Source organism: Mesorhizobium amorphae CCNWGS0123, from assembly GCF_001686985.1.
Classification (GTDB): domain Bacteria; phylum Pseudomonadota; class Alphaproteobacteria; order Rhizobiales; family Rhizobiaceae; genus Mesorhizobium; species Mesorhizobium amorphae.
Genome location: NZ_CP015318.1, coordinates 79,770 through 95,722 on the forward strand (window position 1 = coordinate 79,770; position 15,953 = coordinate 95,722).

At 64.4% G+C, this 15,953-nt stretch carries 15 protein-coding genes and 1 tRNA gene; 8 read left to right on the forward strand and 8 right to left on the reverse strand.

Features of this window, described 5'->3' with window-relative positions; translation table 11 throughout:
* Positions 1–2 precede the first annotated feature (2 nt).
* Positions 3–803 carry a ComF family protein gene (locus A6B35_RS00325; protein ID WP_006199922.1) on the reverse strand — a complete coding sequence of 267 codons (801 nt, stop codon included), beginning with the start codon at positions 801–803 and terminating at the stop codon, positions 3–5.
* Positions 804–866: 63 nt separating this feature from the next.
* Here A6B35_RS00325 and A6B35_RS00330 point away from each other — a divergent pair, with 63 nt between their 5' ends.
* Positions 867–1,760 (forward strand): methyltransferase domain-containing protein, encoded by an 894-nt coding sequence (locus A6B35_RS00330; protein WP_006199921.1) that lies wholly within the window; start codon positions 867–869, stop codon positions 1,758–1,760.
* 16 nt (positions 1,761–1,776) lie between these two features.
* Here A6B35_RS00330 and A6B35_RS00335 read toward each other — a convergent pair whose 3' ends face one another.
* The 5 genes from A6B35_RS00335 to argJ form a co-directional block, all read right to left on the reverse strand.
* Positions 1,777–1,965: a Flp family type IVb pilin gene (locus A6B35_RS00335; protein WP_006199920.1), complete on the reverse strand. Its 189-nt coding sequence runs from the start codon at positions 1,963–1,965 to the stop codon at positions 1,777–1,779.
* Between the two features lie 105 nt (positions 1,966–2,070).
* The gene (locus tag A6B35_RS00340; RefSeq protein ID WP_006199919.1) at positions 2,071–2,379 is read right to left on the reverse strand and encodes a hypothetical protein; all 309 of its coding nucleotides are present in this window, start codon (positions 2,377–2,379) and stop codon (positions 2,071–2,073) included.
* A gap of 96 nt (positions 2,380–2,475) precedes the next feature.
* Positions 2,476–2,898: an 8-oxo-dGTP diphosphatase MutT gene (mutT, locus tag A6B35_RS00345; protein WP_006199918.1), complete on the reverse strand. Its 423-nt coding sequence runs from the start codon at positions 2,896–2,898 to the stop codon at positions 2,476–2,478.
* Positions 2,895–3,668, reverse strand: a complete 774-nt coding sequence (locus A6B35_RS00350) for a GNAT family N-acetyltransferase (protein ID WP_006199916.1) — start codon at positions 3,666–3,668, stop codon at positions 2,895–2,897. Before A6B35_RS00350 ends, mutT begins: the two co-directional genes overlap by 4 nt.
* 5 nt (positions 3,669–3,673) lie before the next feature.
* Positions 3,674–4,915, reverse strand: a complete 1,242-nt coding sequence (gene argJ / locus A6B35_RS00355) for a bifunctional glutamate N-acetyltransferase/amino-acid acetyltransferase ArgJ (protein WP_006199915.1) — start codon at positions 4,913–4,915, stop codon at positions 3,674–3,676.
* 354 nt (positions 4,916–5,269) lie between these two features.
* Here argJ and A6B35_RS00360 point away from each other — a divergent pair, with 354 nt between their 5' ends.
* Complete coding sequence (locus A6B35_RS00360; protein WP_006199913.1) at positions 5,270–5,866, forward strand: TetR/AcrR family transcriptional regulator; 597 nt, start codon at positions 5,270–5,272, stop codon at positions 5,864–5,866.
* Between the two features lie 81 nt (positions 5,867–5,947).
* Here A6B35_RS00360 and A6B35_RS00365 read toward each other — a convergent pair whose 3' ends face one another.
* On the reverse strand, positions 5,948–6,865 hold the full coding sequence (locus A6B35_RS00365; RefSeq protein ID WP_006199912.1) for a peptidylprolyl isomerase: 918 nt from the start codon (positions 6,863–6,865) through the stop codon (positions 5,948–5,950).
* Positions 6,866–7,128: 263 nt separating this feature from the next.
* On the opposite strand from A6B35_RS00365, the gene secA reads away from it, so the two are divergent.
* The 4 genes from secA (at position 7,129) to A6B35_RS00390 (ending at position 14,058) form a co-directional block, all read left to right on the forward strand.
* Positions 7,129–9,861, forward strand: coding sequence for a preprotein translocase subunit SecA (gene secA, locus A6B35_RS00375; RefSeq protein WP_006199910.1), 2,733 nt, complete (start codon positions 7,129–7,131; stop codon positions 9,859–9,861).
* Positions 9,862–10,544: 683 nt separating this feature from the next.
* Complete coding sequence (locus A6B35_RS00380) at positions 10,545–11,945, forward strand: lipopolysaccharide biosynthesis protein (RefSeq protein WP_040581929.1); 1,401 nt, start codon at positions 10,545–10,547, stop codon at positions 11,943–11,945.
* The gene (locus A6B35_RS00385; RefSeq protein ID WP_006199908.1) at positions 11,945–13,225 is read left to right on the forward strand and encodes a GNAT family N-acetyltransferase; all 1,281 of its coding nucleotides are present in this window, start codon (positions 11,945–11,947) and stop codon (positions 13,223–13,225) included. Before A6B35_RS00380 ends, A6B35_RS00385 begins: the two co-directional genes overlap by 1 nt.
* 224 nt (positions 13,226–13,449) lie before the next feature.
* A complete protein-coding gene (locus tag A6B35_RS00390) occupies positions 13,450–14,058 on the forward strand; it encodes a hypothetical protein (protein ID WP_006199907.1) in 609 nt (202 codons plus the stop codon).
* Between the two features lie 130 nt (positions 14,059–14,188).
* Here A6B35_RS00390 and A6B35_RS00395 read toward each other — a convergent pair.
* A tRNA-Leu gene (locus A6B35_RS00395) sits at positions 14,189–14,273 on the reverse strand.
* Between the two features lie 18 nt (positions 14,274–14,291).
* Between A6B35_RS00395 and A6B35_RS34120 the strand changes: the two genes are divergently transcribed.
* Complete coding sequence (locus A6B35_RS34120; protein WP_006199906.1) at positions 14,292–14,573, forward strand: hypothetical protein; 282 nt, start codon at positions 14,292–14,294, stop codon at positions 14,571–14,573.
* A gap of 329 nt (positions 14,574–14,902) precedes the next feature.
* Entirely contained in the window at positions 14,903–15,919 is a 1,017-nt protein-coding gene (gene pstS, locus A6B35_RS00400) for a phosphate ABC transporter substrate-binding protein PstS (protein ID WP_244425853.1), read from the forward strand.
* Positions 15,920–15,953 lie beyond the last annotated feature (34 nt).

The window sequence follows — 15,953 nt, forward strand, 5'->3', positions numbered from 1 at the left end:
ATCTATATAGTCGCGGACTCGTCGGCCCGAAAGTCCCCCGGCAGCACCCGCGCAAAGGTCAGCACGTCGACCGCTCCGGCGCCGCCCCGCTTCAGCGCCTTGGCCACAGCGCGAACCGTGGCGCCGGTGGTGTAGACATCGTCGATCAGCAGCACCCGGCGACCGGCGATCTCGATTTGCACCTCGGTGGGCACGCGGAAGGCCGCTCGAACATTCTCCTCGCGCTCCTGCCGCTCCAGCCCGACCTGCTGGCGGGTCAGCTTCACGCGCCGGATCGCGGAGGGTGAGAACGGCAGGCCGCTGAGATCCGCGACGGCCCTTGCCAGTTCCGCCGACTGGTTGAATTGCCGCCGGAAGAAGCGCCGCCAGTGCAACGGCACCGGCACGACCACGTCGGCCTCGGCGATCAGCTCGGCGCCGGCGCGCAGCATCCAGCGCGCCATCCACGGCGCCAGGTCGGTGCGGTCCTGGTATTTCAGCCCCTGCACCATCTGGCGGGCGACACCCGAATAGACGACCGCCGCCCGAGCACGCTCGAAAGGCGGCGGATCGGCGATCGCCTCGGCGGAAAGGAACCCTTCGCCCATGTCATGGGTGAACGGCGTGCCCATGACGGCGCACCACGGTCGTTCCAGCAGCCTGAGCTTGGGCCAGCAGGCGCCGCACAGCACGCCGGGTTGCGAGACATGGCGGCGGCAGCCGGCGCAGACCGGTGGAAACAGGATGCGCGCCGGCAAGGCCAGGGCCTTTAGCGCAGCGCTCCTGATCGCAACGGTCTTGATCTTCGGCATCGGATCGGCCACGTGGTTGGTTCTCCGCCACCATAGAACCACTCTTTCGGAGAGCGGAAAACAGGAACCCGTCCGTTGCTGCCCCTGATCGATACGCCTTTGTGGCTGGCGCACAAGCGTCGCGCCTTGGCCCGCCCCGTCGGCGGCGCCGATTTTCTGATGCGGCGCGCGGCTGAGGACCTTGCCGACCGGCTCGGCGCCGTCGAGCGCAAATTCGCCAGGGCGGCGACGCTGTTTTGCCAGACGCCGGCGGCAGCGGACGTGCTCGCCGAAAGCGGCAAGGTGACGGAAATCGTGCGGGTAGAAGCCGACCCGGCCTTCCTGGAAGCCGACCCGGCCTTCCTGGCAGGCCGGCAGGGATTGGTGGCGCCGCTGGAAGCCGTGCCGTTCGAACCGGAGAGCCTCGACCTCGTCGTGTCTCTCCTGTCGCTGCAGGCGATGAACGACATTCCCGGCATGCTGGTGCAGATCCGCCGCGCGCTCCGGCCCGACGGTCTCTTTCTCGGCGCCTTTGCCGGTGCCGGCACGCTTTCGGAGTTGCGCGAGAGCCTGCTTGCCGCCGAGACCGAACTATATGGCGGCGCCAGCCCGCGCGTCATTCCGTTCACCGATGTCCGCGATGCCGGCGCGCTCCTGCAACGCGCCGGCCTCGCGCTGCCGGTCGCCGATGTCGAGACGGTGACGGTACGCTACGACACCCTGTTCGACCTCGTCGCCGATCTCAGGGCCATGGGCGAGACCAGCGCGCTCGTCGATCGCAGCAGGCGGCCCGGCACGCGAAAGCTCTTTGCCCGTGCCGCCGAAATCTACGCGGAACGGTTCTCCGACGCCGACGGTCGCGTCAGGGCGAGTTTTTCGATTGTCTGGATGTCGGGCTGGGCGCCCGATGCCTCACAGCAGAAGCCGTTGAAGCGCGGCTCGGCCACGGTCTCACTGAAGACGATACTGGAAAATCCCGACCGGCGTTGATCGCCGGACGACGCAATCAGTGCTGGGCGAAGGCGTTCGCAAGCTGGCTGTTGGTGTCGCTGAACAGCCACTTGAGTGCGTTGGCTGCCTGGCCGACGCCGCCGACGATGGCGAGCGACAGCACAGCGACGATCAGGCCATACTCGATGGCCGTGGCGCCTGTCTCATCTTTCAAAAATCGTTGCAGCAGCGTTGTCATGGTCATCGATCCCTCTTGCCAGGACCTTAGCGCCGACCCGTTAAGAAAGGTTAACGGCAAAGGCTTAACAGGCGGTGAAACAGGCCGGTTCCGTGGAAAGCATTAACCAAGTCAGCAGTCGCCGCTGCGCGTGCCGTCGTTGCGGATGATGCAGACCGAACTCGGCATTGGCTGCAGCACGCTGCGGCGCAGCGTATAGGTGTCGCGATGGCCGATCGAACCCGTGCTCATTGCGTCGAGGCCGCCGAAACTGTCCCGGGCCGATTGCGACCGGCTGTCGAGAAACGGTGTCGCGATCAGGGCCAGCGCCACCGCGGCCGAGCCGAACAAAAGCGTGATGCGCAATATGCCCATGCCGGCATCGGCGGCGCGGAAGCCGCGGTCGGGCCGGATCGAGTCCCAGTCTTTCTCGAGGCTCATGCTGTCGCTCCCAAGCATGTTGGCCGAAGTCCGGCCCTGCCACAATTTTTCACACCGGGATAAATCTTCTATTAACGCTGACTAAAACGATGGCGATCACAACAGGTCGATAAGGAACTGGATCAGCGGCGCATCGGCGGGTGGCATTGGATAGTCGCGCATCTGGCGCGGCCGCACCCATTTCAGCGTCTGGCCCTCCTTCGGCTGCGCGATACCGCGAAAGCGGCGGCAGATGAACAGCGGCATCAAGAGGTGAAAATCATCATAGGAATGGCTGGCGAAGGTGAGCGGCGCCAGGCACGGGATCTCGGTCTCGATGCCGATCTCTTCATGCAGTTCGCGGATCAGGCACTCCTCCGGCGTCTCGCCGGGTTCGACCTTGCCGCCTGGGAATTCCCACAGGCCGGCAAGTTGCTTGCCTTCGGGGCGCTTCGCCAGAAGCACGCGCCCGTCGGTATCGACCAGGGCGCAGGCCGCGACGAGAAGCAGACGCCTGCCAGCTGGTTTGACGTCGTTCATGCGCCGGCCGGCCGGCGATAGTGATAGCGGTAGACTTCCTCGAAGCCCAGCGAACGGTAGAGCGCCAGCGCCGGCGCATTGCCGGCCTCGACCTGCAGCCAGGCCTCCCGCGCGCCGCGCAGCCGCGCCCATTTCAGCGCCGACAGGATAAGGTTGCGGCCGTGGCCCTTGTTGCGCGCCGCCTTGTCCGTGGCGACCTCGAACAGACCGGCGAGATCGCCGTCATGGACGCAGATCAGCGTCGCCAGCGGCTCGTTTCCCTCTTCGAGCGCGAACAGACCGGCCTCGGGCTGGATGGCGCCGATGATCTCCGACAGGCCGGGCCGCAGCGACACGTCTGAACCGCTCACCTTGAGCGACGCGCCGATGAAGCGGCTGATGTCCTTCAACGGGATCTGATCCATGGCGGGCGCGAGTTGCGCGTCCGCCAGCGGCAGGCGCATCACCAGCGATTCGTCGAAACTGCTCCAGCCTTCGCTGTCGAGGTGCCTGGACAGGTCCGGACCCGACAGCGGCGATATGCGGAAGGTCAGCGGCCTGCCATAGGCGTCGAAACGCCGGCTGGCGCGGCCGATGCGATCGGCGATGTGCTGGATATCGCCGGGGTCAAGCGGATTGACCGAGTTCAGCCGCTTGGCCGGATGGCCGGCCGTCAGCCGCACCACCCAGGTGCCGTCATAATGGACGGCCGCCGCCGGCCAGGCGCGAAACCCGGCCGCCTCGTAGCGACGCACGATGGCGAGCACGCTTGCCGGATGTCTGGAAACCAAGGCCGTCAGCTCCGATAGTCGCCATTGATGGCGACATATTCCTTGGTGAGGTCGCAGGTCCACACCGTCGCCTTGCCCCGGCCGATGCCGATATCGGCACGGATGCGGATGTCGTCGCGCTTCATGTAGGCCGACGTCGCCTCCTCGGAATAGGCAGGATCGCGCTCGCCTTCATGCGCCAGCCTGTTGTCGCCGAACCAGATCGACAGACGGTCGCGGTCGGCCGGCTCGCCGGCCTTGCCGACGGCCATGACGACACGGCCCCAATTGGCGTCCTCGCCGGCAACTGCCGTCTTGACCAGCGGCGAATTGGCGATCGAAAGCGCGATGCGCTTGGCCGAGCGCGCCGATTTCGCGCCGGTGACTGTGACTTCGACCTGCTTGCGGGCGCCTTCGCCGTCGCGCACCACCTGCAGCGCCAGCGATTTCAGCACCTTGCCCAGCGCACGGCGGAAAGCGCCGAGGCGGGCATCCTTGGGATCGCTGATCGCGGGCGCGCCACGCCTGGCGGCAGCACCTGTGGCGAAGAAGAGTAGCGTGTCGCTGGTCGAGGTGTCGCTGTCGACGGTGACCGCGTTGAAGGTCTTGGCCGTGCCGCGCGACAACAGATCCTGCAAGACGGGCGCCGCGATCGGCGCGTCGGTGGCGATGAAGGAGAGCATCGTCGCCATGTCGGGCGCGATCATGCCGGCGCCCTTGGAAATGCCGTTGATGGTGACATCGGCGTCGCCGAGCTTCACGGTCGCCGTCGCCACTTTCGGATAGGTATCCGTGGTCATGATGGCCTTGGCCGCCTCGGTCCACAGGTCCGGCTTGCCGTCCTTGACCAGCCCGGCGAGCAGATGGCTGAATTTGGTCGTATCGAGCGGCTCGCCAATGACGCCGGTGGAGGCGAGGAACACTTCGCCTGGCGTGCATCCGGCCGCCTTGGCCGCCGCCTCGCCGGTCAATGCGGTAGAGGCACGGCCCTTCTGGCCGGTGAAGGCATTAGCATTGCCGGAGTTGACGACCAGTACGCGCGCCTTGCCGGCGCCAAGGTTCTGCCGGCAGAAATCGACCGGCGCCGACGGGCATTTCGACTTGGTGAACACGCCGGCGACGGTGGTGCCGGCGTCGAACACCATGGCCAGCAAGTCGGTGCGGTTCTTGTATTTTATCCCGGCCTCGGCAGTGGAGATGCGCACGCCCTCGATCGCAGGCATTTTGGGATATTTCTTCGGCGCGAGCGGCGAAATCGTTGCGGACATGGGAACCTCGGGCGGCAAAAAATCGCAAGGGAAGGCCGGTTTGCCCGATACGCGGCGCCGGTGCAAGGGCGTTTTCGTCGCTGTTGTGGCCCGCGCGGACCTACGTGCCGAAGGACAAATCGGCGCCGCGCCTGACCGGCAAGGCGCACGTTGCGCTCGGGCTTGTCATGCGCGACGGCCAATAGCGCATCGCTTCGGAAACATCGGAAGCCATGAAATAGGGGCGCCCCGAGACTTTCTGCGGTCCCGCGGGGACCGTCGCGTTATCCCTTGTCCAGTCGAGAAACGGCCCGTTTCGTTTCGCCGCCGGTCTTGTATGATCCCCCTTGCGAAATTGCCGGCAAGGAAAAGCAGATGAGTGAGCAAGCGCATCCGGGGCGCAGATCGATTGGCGCCAGGCGCAATCCCGACAGCGCCGATGCCATTCTCGATGCCGCCGAGGCGGTGCTGACGGAGGCCGGCTATTCCGGCTTCTCGATCGAGGCGGTGGCGCGGCGGGCGCGGGCCGGAAAGCCGACGATCTACCGCTGGTGGCCGAGCAAGGCCGCGTTGCTCCTCGAGGTCTACCAGCGGGGCAAGCGCGTCGCCGTTCCCGATACCGGCAATCTCGAGGAGGACCTCGTCGGCTTCCTGAACAACCTGTTCCGGCACTGGCGCGAGACGTCGTCAGGCAATGTGTTCAGATCGCTGGTCGCCGAGGCGCAGTCGGATGAAACCGCGGCCGTAGCCCTTGCCTCGTATGCCGGTGGACGCCGATCCCACACCGGCCAGATCATCGAGCGCGCGAAGGCAAGGGGCGAGGTTGCGGCCGGTATAGATTCGGCGCTGGTCGCCGACCTTGTTGCCTCCTATGCCTGGAAGCATCTGCTGACCAACCGGCTCGACGAAGACGAAGCGACAATACGCAAGGCGGTCCGTTATTTGACGCAAGGCATAGCGGGCGCCCGTTAGCCTAGAACCGCGGCCGAGCCGGCCGATTGAAAAAGGGCGCGGCAACCGGGTTGCCGCGCCCTTTTTGAAGTTCTGTCGGCCTTACTTGGCGCTTTCCATCGTGTCGACGGCCTTCTTCAGGTTCGCGTCGGGAATCTCGACCTTGGCGGCGCCGCGCAGCGACTTGACCAGCGCAAAGTACTTGTCGCGGATGACGGCCTGCTTGGCCTGGTCCTTGACCTCTTCGAAGGCCGGCGGCTGCTTGGTGCGCTTGTCCTCGAGCTTGATGACGTGCCAGCCGAACTGCGACTGCACCGGCTCCTTGGTGTATTTGCCGACTTCGAGCGCGAATGCCGCCTTGTCGAATTCCGGCACCATCTGGCCAGGTCCGAACCAGCCGAGATCGCCGCCATTGGACTTGCCGCTCGGATCGCTGGTGTGCTCGTTGGCGAGCTTCTGGAAGTCGGCGCCGCCATCGAGTTGCTTGATGATCGCCACGGCCTCTTCCTTCGTCTTCACGAGGATGTGACGGGCGTGCACCTCATTGACCGGCGGCGTGTTGGCGATTTCCTGGTCGTAGCGGGCGCGCACCTCGGCGTCCGTGACCTTGTCGACGACGCCCTTCTCGACCATTTCGCCATGCAGGGCGCGCTGCTGCAGGAACGCCATGCGGCGCTGGAAATCGGGATCCTTGTCGAGGCCGGTGGTGACCGCCTGGGCAGCCATGATGCGGATCTCTATGGCTGCCGAAAGGGCAGCCGCACGGCGCTGTTCGGGCGGAAGCTGCGCAAACTGCTGCGACAGCTCGCCTTCGGCAAGCCCAAGGTCTGCCTCGGTCAGCGTCTGGCCGTTGACGGTGGCGACCACCGCGTTGGGGTCGACGGGTGCTGCCGCCGGGGCCGGCGCTGCCGGCTGGGCGGGGGCGGCTTCCTGCGCCATCAGGGGCGGCAGCGACAGAGCCGACAGGCCGAAAGCCAGGCCAAGGCTGGCGAGCGACGCACGGCGGAACGATAGGGACATTAAGTTAACTCCGATGGGGATTGCCGATGGGGTTGCTTGAGCAAAATGGCTTGCAGATCAGCCAGATTGTGGCGGAATTTGGCGCGGCCCCGAGGGCGAGCGCGGCGTTGACATCAGTTGAGCCCCCTCTTATCTGTCCAACGACTTTGCGTCCAGAACCGTTTTCCGGGCGCTTTTTGCGTTTGTCCGCGTTTCACGCGGAATTGATGGGGCCGGCCGGCGCTCGTCGCAACGATTAAGAATGCTATCGAAAGGGCCATTGGATGGTCAGTCTCGGCGGTCTCGCCCGTAAGGTTTTCGGCTCCTCCAACGATCGCCGCGTCAAGGCGACCCGGCCGCGCGTCGAGGCGATCAGCGCCATGGAAAACGAGATGCGGGCGCTCTCCGATGCCGACCTCAGGGGCCGCACGGAAAAATTCCGCCAGGACATCGCCAACGGCGCTTCGCTCGATGATCTTTTGATACCGGCCTTCGCTACGGTACGCGAAGCGGCACGCCGCGTACTCGGCATGCGCCCGTTCGACGTGCAGCTGATCGGCGGCATGGTGCTTCACAATGGCGGCATCGCCGAGATGCGCACCGGCGAAGGCAAGACCCTGGTCGCAACGCTGCCCGTCTATCTCAACGCGCTCGCCGGCAACGGCGTCCACGTCGTCACGGTCAACGACTATCTCGCCACCCGCGACTCCGAGTGGATGGGCCGGGTCTACAAATTCCTCGGCCTGACGGTCGGCGTCATCGTCCATGGCCTCTCCGACGAAGAGCGCCGCGTCGCCTACGCCGCCGACGTCACCTACGCCACCAACAACGAGCTCGGCTTCGACTATCTGCGCGACAACATGAAGTACGAGCGCGCCCAGATGGTGCAGCGCGGCCATAGCTACGCGATCGTCGACGAGGTCGATTCGATCCTGGTCGACGAGGCGCGCACGCCGCTGATCATTTCCGGTCCGCTCGAGGACCGTTCGGAAATGTACAACACCATCGATGCCTACATGCTGCAGCTTGGCCCGGCCGACTACGAGATCGACGAGAAGCAGAAGACCTCGATCTTCACCGAGGACGGCACCGAGAAGCTGGAGAACCTGCTGCGCGCGGCCGGCCTGTTGAAGGGCGAATCGCTCTACGACGTCGAGAACGTCGCCATCGTCCACCACGTCAACAATGCGCTGAAGGCACACCGGCTGTTCCAGAGGGACAAGGACTACATCGTGCGCAACGGCGAGATCGTCATCATCGACGAGTTCACCGGCCGCATGATGCCGGGTCGCCGCTATTCGGAAGGCCTGCACCAGGCGCTCGAAGCTAAGGAACACGTGGCGATCCAGCCGGAGAACCAGACGCTGGCCTCCGTCACCTTCCAGAACTATTTCCGCCTCTACAAGAAGCTCGCCGGCATGACCGGTACGGCGCTGACCGAGGCCGAGGAATTCGGCAACATCTACAATCTCGAAGTGACCGAGATCCCGACCAATTTGCCGGTCATCCGCAGGGACGAGGACGACGAGGTCTATCGGACCGTCGAGGAAAAATACAAGGCAATCGTCAAGGAGATTCGCGAGGCGAGTGCCAAGGGCCAGCCGACGCTGGTCGGCACCACCTCGATCGAAAAATCCGAGCAACTGGCCGAACGCCTGCGCAAGGAAGGCTTCAAGGACTTCGAGGTGCTGAACGCCCGCCACCACGAGCGCGAGGCGGCCATCGTCGCCCAGGCTGGCAAGCCGGGCGTCATCACCATCGCCACCAACATGGCCGGCCGCGGCACCGACATCCAGCTCGGCGGCAATGCCGAGATGCGCATTGCCGAGGAACTCGGCGACATGCCTGAAGGTCCGGAGCGCGAGGCGAAGGAAAAGGAAATCCGCGACGACATCGCCAGGCTGAAGGAAAAGGCGCTTGCCGCCGGCGGCCTCTACGTTCTGGCCACCGAGCGCCATGAATCGCGCCGCATCGACAACCAGCTCAGAGGCCGCTCCGGCCGCCAGGGCGACCCCGGCCGCTCGAAGTTCTTCCTGTCGCTGCAGGACGATCTGATGCGCATCTTCGGTTCCGAGCGCATGGACGGCATGCTGCAGAAGCTCGGCCTCAAGGAAGACGAGGCGATCATCCATCCGTGGATCAACAAGGCGCTGGAAAAGGCGCAGAAGAAGGTCGAGGCTCGCAACTTCGACATCCGCAAGAACCTGCTGAAATATGACGACGTCTCGAACGACCAGCGCAAGGTGGTGTTCGAGCAGCGCATCGAACTGATGGACGGCGAAGGCCTGTCCGAGACCATCGCCGAGATGCGCGAAGGCGTCATCGAAGAGATCGTCGCCAAGAACATTCCCGAGAACGCCTATGCCGAGCAATGGAACGTCGCCGGCCTCAAGGCCGAGGTGGCCGAATTCCTCAACCTCGACCTGCCGGTCGAGGACTGGGTGAAGGAAGAAGGCATCGCCGAGGACGACATCCGCGAGCGCGTCACCCAAGCCGCCGACGCCGCCGCCAAGGAGCGCGCCGAGCGTTTCGGCCCCGACGTGATGGCCTATGTCGAGCGTTCGGTGGTGCTGCAGACGCTCGACCATCTGTGGCGCGAGCACATCGTCAATCTCGACCATCTGCGCTCGGTCGTCGGCTTCCGCGGCTACGCCCAGCGCGACCCGCTGCAGGAGTATAAGGGCGAGGCATTCGAGCTATTCCAGGCGATGCTGGGCAATCTGCGCCAGGCCGTTACCGCGCAGCTGATGCGCGTCGAGCTGGTGCGCCAGGCGGCGGAAGCGCCGCCGCCGGAAGCACCCGACATGTTCGGCAGCCATATCGACGGCACCACCGGCGAGGACGATTTCCAGGGCGGCGAGACCGCACTTCTGGTGCGCCAGGAGAGCCACGCCATCGTCGCTCCCGAGAACCGCGACCCGAACAACCCCGCGAGCTGGGGCAAGGTCGGCCGCAACGAAGCCTGCCCCTGCGGCTCCGGCAAGAAATACAAGCACTGCCACGGCGCGTTCGCCTGAGGGGCTCTTCCTTCTCCCCGTTCACGGGGGTGAGGCGCGGTCCGCGCGGCGGACGAAAAGCCAATTGCTTGGCTTTTCGAACAACGAACGCCCGGAGCGATAGCGAAGGGCTTGCCCGCAGGGCCGGATGAGGGGCAGCGCCGGCCCTGTGGCCTTGTGACGGCAACTATGCTATAGTTTTGAGTATGGTGCTGATTTGCGCCGACGACCCGCCGCCGAGGCGGGTTTTTTGTTTTTCATCCTGGCTGGTTCACTGCTTTTTGCTGAACGAGCCTTGGCCAGGGGTGTCAGCCTATCCGTTTCTACGCCGCCTTCAGCATTAAAAGCTGGCCCATGTCCCCTCCACGCCGCGGCATTAGAGCCGGCCATTCTCAGTTGTCAAAGGTTGATCTTAAGGCGCGGTGACGCCATGCGATACGGACCGCCTCCCGGCCGGGGCCCGTTGCCTTCGGCAACTCCCCGGCGTTCGCTCGCCTTTCGTCATGCCACCGGCATGACGAATGCGCGTACCGCGCACCGGCGGCCGGCCGGCCCTCCGCTATGGCTCCGGGCGTTCGTCGCTCGAAAAGCCAAATCGTTGGCTTTTCGTCCGCTGCGCGGACCGCTCCTCACCCAACCGTTTCTTAAGGTGTTTCGGATAGACGAAACCCAGAAAAAGAGGCGGAAAACGGAGTGTGATCGGGGTGCGCTTTTCCGCGGCCACGACAGCCGAGCGGTTTTTGCCGCAGCGTTTGGCGCTGCGCATGGTGCCGCTGCTTGACCGGATCGACGCCGTGCTGTTCACCGCCGACGAACGCGGCGAGGCCGGGCGCATGTCGGTCATCGCCTTTTCCATCCGGATCATCAGTGCCGTCATCGCCTTCGTCAGCCAGGTGCTGATGGCGCGCTGGATTGGTTCGTTCGAATACGGCATCTTCGTCCTCGTCTGGGTGACGATGGTCATCGTCGGCAACCTCGCCTGCCTCGGCTTCCACACCTCGGTCATCCGCTTCATTCCCGAATACCGGGAGCGCGGCATGCTGCCCGAATTGCGCGGCATCGTCGTGGCGAGCCGCCTGTTCGTGCTGATCGCCTCGACGCTCATCGCGGGGCTGGGCGCCCTCGGCGTCTGGCTGGGCTCGGCCTGGCTGGAGAACTACTATGTCGTGCCCTTCATCCTCGGCCTCTTCTGCCTGCCGATGATCGCGATGGGCGACTTGCTGCAAGGACTGTCGCGCGCCAACTCATGGGCACTGTTTGCGCTCTCGCCGACCTATCTGGTGCGGCCGGTGCTGATCCTGGCGTTCATGGCGCTGATGCTGGCGTTGGGCTACGCACCCGACGCCAGGACCGCCATCTTCGCCTCGATCGCCGCGACTTATGTCACCACGCTCGGCCAGCTGATCGGCGTCACCTCGCGCATGGAACGGATTATCCCGACCGGGCCGATGAAGGTGTATTTTGGGCAGTGGTTCGTCGTCTCGCTGCCGATCTTCCTGGTCGAGAGCTTCTTCTTCCTGCTCACCAATGCCGATGTGCTGATGGTCGGCGCCTATCTCGACCCCAATGACGTCGCCGTCTATTTCGCGACCGTCAAGACACTGGCGCTGGTGCATTTCGTCTATTTCGCCGTCAAGGCCGGCGTTGCCCAGCGCTACGCCCAGTTCACCCATGGCGAGCCGGAAAGGCTTGCCGCCTTCGCCCGCGAGACGGTGTCGTGGACGTTCTGGCCCTCGCTGGTGATGGCGCTCCTGGTGCTGGCGCTGGGACAGCCGATGCTGGTGCTGTTCGGCCCCGAATTCACTGCGGGCTATCCGCTGCTGTTCCTGCTGGTGTTCGGCGTCGTGGCGCGGGCCGCGGTCGGCCCCTGCGAGAGCCTTTTGACCATGAGCGGCAACCAGAACATCTGCGCCGCCGTCTATGCCATGACGTTGGCCTTCAACATCGGCCTCAATGTGCTGCTGATCCCGCATTTCGGCCTGTGGGGCGCGGCGATCGCCACCAGTTTCGCCATGATCTTCGAGGCCGGCGCGCTGTCCTTCACCGTCTGGCGCAAGCTCGGTATCGTCATGGCCATCTTCGTGCCCGCCAGGAGAGACGCCTGATGGCCGCCGTCCCGTTGCTCGAGGAAACCAGCGGTGGCCCCGCCGGCGCCATGGTGTCCGGCCTTGCCGGCCTGGCGCGCGAGGCCGATCCCGCCCATATCGAGATACTCGCCAACAACCGACCCGAGCGCAAGCTCGCCATCTACCCGGCCTCTGCCGGCTTCGACCTGGTCGAGGAACTGGACTATCTGTGCACCCGCACGATCGAACCCAACGTCTTCTTCAACCCGCGCTTCCTCGCCCCGGCGATGCCAAGGCTTGAAGACCGTGAAGTGCGCCTCGCCGTGATCCGCGACGGCGACGAATACCGCAACCGGCTGCGCCTCCTGGTGCCGTTCTCGGTCGAGCGGCCGGCGATCCCGCTTGGCGTCCCCGTGATGCGCACCTGGTCGAGCCCGTTCGGTCCGATCGGCACGCCGCTGGTCGACCGCGACGACCCGGTCGGCGTCATCGAGGATTTCTTCTCGATGCTGTCGCGGCCGCATCTCAAGCTGCCGAAGGTCTTTGTGCTGCCCGACATCCGGCTCGACGGCCCGGTGGCCAGCCTGCTTGCCTCGGTTGCCGAGACGCGCAGCCTGACCATGGTCACCACGGGCAGACTGGAACGCCCGATGCTCGAAAGCGAGGCGGAAGGCGAGGCGTATCTCAAGGCATCGCTGCGCGCGCATCACCATCGCGAATTCCGCCGCCTGAAGCGGCGCCTTGCCGACCTTGGCAAGCTCGAGCACGTCGTGGCGCGCGGACCCGACGAGATCCGCCATGCCATCGAAAGCTTCCTGACGCTGGAGGCGGCCGGCTGGAAGGGCCGCGAGCGCACGGCCATGGCGATCGACCGCTTCCGCGCCGCCTTCGCCCGCGAGGCCGTGCACCGGCTGGCCGAGCAGGATCTCTGCCGTATCCACTCGCTGACGCTCGACGGCCGCACCATCGCCTGCCTGATCGTCTTCGTCGAGGCCGGCGTCGCCTATACCTGGAAGACCGCCTATGACGAGACGCTATCGGCCTATTCGCCGGGCACGCTCTTGATGATCGAGGTCACCAGGCAACATCTCGACGACCCCAACATCGTGATGACCGATTCCTGCGCCGTGCCCGATCATCCGGTGATGAGCCGGCTGTGGAGCGAGCGCAAGCCGATGGGCACGCTGGTGATCGGGCTCTCGCCGGACGCCGACCGTCAGGTGCGCCAGGCGGCGTCGCAGCTGCATCTCTACCGCGAAACCCGCAACATGGCGCGCCTGCTGCGCAACCGCATGAAGAGCTTGTTGGGGCGGCGCTAGAGCGACCCTAGGAAAGGTGCGTAGCGGTTTTCCGACTTTGTCGATTGCCCTTTTCCGACCAACGAGCCTTTTGGCTTAGGTCATAAGGGTTGCTGTTCCCACGCAGTGGGAAGGTTTAGCATCGATACAGTCCAAAGGGGACGAGGCGGTAGAGTTGGCCGCGCGGTTAGCATCATTTGCGCCTCGGTCTTGCACGGCCAGAATCAAAAATCTGGGAGGAGTGCATGACGAAGATAGCTTGTCTTGGGCGTCGCGGGATCCTCATTTCGATAGGTCTCATCGGCGCATTCCTGGGTGCGGCCGCAGCTCAGGCCGCCGAACCCAACAAGGCCGAACTCGATGCCCTGAAGCAATCGCTGGCCAAGTATGAAGACTACAAGGCCGCCATTCGTGACCTCTATTTGTCGACGGTCGGATGCGTCTCCTACAGCGGAGAAAAGATACCCGGAACGATGGACTACCCGAAGGGCGCGATGGGCATTCATTTCGTCAACGTTCCCAGCATCGGCCCGACTGTCGATCCGATGCGTCCCAATGTCTTGATCTACGAACCGGTCGGTAACGAGTTGCGCCTGGTCGGCGTCGAGTGGCTCGTGCCCCTGACGCCCGACACCAAGGCGCCGCCGGAACTCTTCGGACAGAAATTCATGGGCCCGATGGAGGGGCACTATCCGCTCATTCCAAAGGAGTTCCACCACTACGACCTCCACGCCTGGCTGTTCAAGGACAACCCGGACGGAATGTTCAGCCCGACGAACCCGGAGGTGAAATGCGACGGCTACGCATTCCCGATGCCGGAGCAGCCGACCAAGATGGTGCCGGGGCCGATGTGATGTAATGGCTCCTGAACGGAGCTGACGGCAGAGGCGGGGCTAGGCCCCGCTTCTGTGACTTTATAGCGAAGCTGGCTTTCAGAGAATCCAAGGAAGAGCCCGACTCAATCCCAGGTTCTTGCGTGAAAAATGGTGCCCCTAGCCGGGATCGAACCAGCACTCCTTGCGGAACTCGATTTTGAGTCGAGCGCGTCTACCAATTCCGCCATAGGGGCTCAGGCCGGGCGGCCTGGATGGGCGCGGACTATACGGTTGGAGGCCTGTTCGTCAACTGGCCAATTCTCGACTGCCGCACGCTGGCGCAGATCCGGAGCCAGGTCCAGCTTTGCTGCGCCGACCTCCGGTTCGCAAAAATCCGTGAGATCTTCCAAAGGCGTGCCGCTGACGGACACCAGCATGTCGAGGCGATGCAGTCCCAAAAGCGCGTCGCGTTGAAACGGATTCAGTCGACGCGCTTTGGTCCTTTGTTTTTATGCATGTCGTTGCCGCAAAACCGCCGCGCCCTTTTTGGGTGACATGCAATAGCGGCCCGGACAATTCTCCTGGCTGGCGGTCAGTTCGCCCTGTTTGGAAAGGAGCCCGAAATATCAGGCCGCGCGGGCTGCTGTCATCCAATCGTTAAGAAAAGTTAATAAGAAACAGGAGTGATCTCGTCTTCTTTGGCCGGCGCTTTTTTATCGCCCCGGTCGCATGAATTGCTGACTCTTCCCCCGATATTCGCAGTTGTCTCTTTCGGAAATACAAGCGGGATACAAAGATGCTTTCAGGACGTTGCACAAGTATTGCGTCACTTCGCCGTGCATGGTCGATGGTCACCGCGGGCGTCGTCGCTCTTGGTGTTTCCTTGGCCATCACAGCCGGTTCCGCTGCCCAGGCTGAGCCCATTCGCGGCGCGGGATCGACGCTGGCCGCACCGATCATCGCCAAATGGGCGAAGGCCTACAAGAATGCGCGCGCCGATGGCGGCGATTTCTTCACGCTCGACTGGACCGTCGACTATGAGCCGGTCGGCTCACTTGCAGGCCTTATGCGGCTCAATCAACCTGAACTGGATTTCGCCGCCACCGATGTTCCGGTGCCGCCGGCCGATCTCGCCAGGAACGGCCAGAAACAATTCCCGATCGTCATGGGCGGCATCGCGGTGGTCACCAATCTGGAGGGCTTGCCGGAAGTTGGCTTACGCCTTTCCGGTCCGGTCCTCGCCGACATCTATCTTGGAGTGATCAAGACGTGGTCCGATCCCGCCATCCAGGCGCTCAATCCCGGCCTTGCCCTTCCTGACCTAGCCATCAGCGTCTTCCACCGGCAGGACGGTTCGGGCTCGACCCATGTCTTCACCAAGTTCCTGTCATCCGGCAGCGAGGCATGGAAGACCAGGTTCGGCGCCGACACGCTGATTGCATGGCCGCTTGGAACCGGCGCCGAAGGCACTCAGGCTCTCATTCGCGCCGTGGCCGCGACCAAGGGCGCCATCGCCTATGCCGAATACGGCCAGGCACTTCGCGCCGGCCTGCCCGTCGCGGCGGTCGCCAACGGATCCGGCAATTTCGTCAGACCAGGTCCCGAGGGCGTGCAAGCGGCGGCCGCATCCGTCGCCTGGGGTGAAACGAGCGATTTCTTCGCATCCCTGACCGATCGTGAGGGAAAGGCCGCCTATCCGATCAGTACGGCGGTGTTCGCGGTGGTCCAGGTTTCGGGGCGTTCGGAACACCGCTACCGCCGCGTCCACGACCTTTTCAGGCTGGCTTTCGCCGAGCCCGGCGCCAGCGACGCCGCAGCGCTCGGCTACGTGCCGTTGCCGAAGGCGCTCGTCGACCAGGTCGAGCGGTACTGGGCCGGGCAGCCGCCTCTCGCAAACTGAGGATGAACGAAGTGCCTGGCGGTTCGACGTCAGG

Coding starts and splice junctions, on each gene's coding strand:
- A6B35_RS00335 (WP_006199920.1), bottom strand. CDS start 1,965: ATGACCATGACAACGCTGCTGCAACGATTTTTGAAAGATGAGACAGGC.
- A6B35_RS00340 (WP_006199919.1), bottom strand. CDS start 2,379: ATGAGCCTCGAGAAAGACTGGGACTCGATCCGGCCCGACCGCGGCTTC.
- mutT (WP_006199918.1), bottom strand. CDS start 2,898: ATGAACGACGTCAAACCAGCTGGCAGGCGTCTGCTTCTCGTCGCGGCC.
- argJ (WP_006199915.1), bottom strand. CDS start 4,915: ATGTCCGCAACGATTTCGCCGCTCGCGCCGAAGAAATATCCCAAAATG.
- A6B35_RS00360 (WP_006199913.1), top strand. CDS start 5,270: ATGAGTGAGCAAGCGCATCCGGGGCGCAGATCGATTGGCGCCAGGCGC.
- A6B35_RS00365 (WP_006199912.1), bottom strand. CDS start 6,865: ATGTCCCTATCGTTCCGCCGTGCGTCGCTCGCCAGCCTTGGCCTGGCT.
- secA (WP_006199910.1), top strand. CDS start 7,129: ATGGTCAGTCTCGGCGGTCTCGCCCGTAAGGTTTTCGGCTCCTCCAAC.
- A6B35_RS00385 (WP_006199908.1), top strand. CDS start 11,945: ATGGCCGCCGTCCCGTTGCTCGAGGAAACCAGCGGTGGCCCCGCCGGC.
- A6B35_RS00390 (WP_006199907.1), top strand. CDS start 13,450: ATGACGAAGATAGCTTGTCTTGGGCGTCGCGGGATCCTCATTTCGATA.
- A6B35_RS34120 (WP_006199906.1), top strand. CDS start 14,292: ATGGGCGCGGACTATACGGTTGGAGGCCTGTTCGTCAACTGGCCAATT.